General features: G+C 46.7%; 1 protein-coding gene. It reads right to left on the reverse strand.

Features of this window, described 5'->3' with window-relative positions:
• The coding region (locus A3756_RS03460; RefSeq protein WP_197481140.1) for a GspE/PulE family protein at positions 1–522 on the reverse strand (522 nt) is incomplete at both ends.

Raw genomic sequence — 522 nt, forward strand, 5'->3', positions numbered from 1 at the left:
CAATCGTGGTAACGCCAGCCAACACCTTCTGAATACCATCATCATGTATGCTTGGACCACACTTACGTGCATAAGTTTCAAGCTCTAGCTCACCGGCTTTGCTATGAATAAGTTCACGCATCTGTTCATCTATTTGGACAAGTTCGTAGATACCAATACGGCCCTTATAACCAAGATGATTACACTCTGGGCAACCTTTTGCTTTGTAGATAGGAGGTTTCGATTGGCCAGGCCCGTGCTCTATATGCAGAAATTCGCATTCGCTATCATCAGGTTCGTAGGGTTGACGACAGGAGGTACACAGAACACGAACCAAGCGCTGTGCCATAATACCAACAAGGCTCGAGCTAATCAGGAAAGGCTCAACCCCCATATCCATCAATCGGGTGATAGAGCCAACGGCACTATTAGTATGCAAGGTTGATAGCACCATGTGCCCGGTCAAACTGGCTTGAACCGCAATTTCAGCTGTTTCGATATCACGGATCTCACCAATCATTACCACATCAGGGTCTTGACGAA

The sequence above is a fragment of the Oleiphilus sp. HI0086 genome (genome assembly GCF_001635225.1).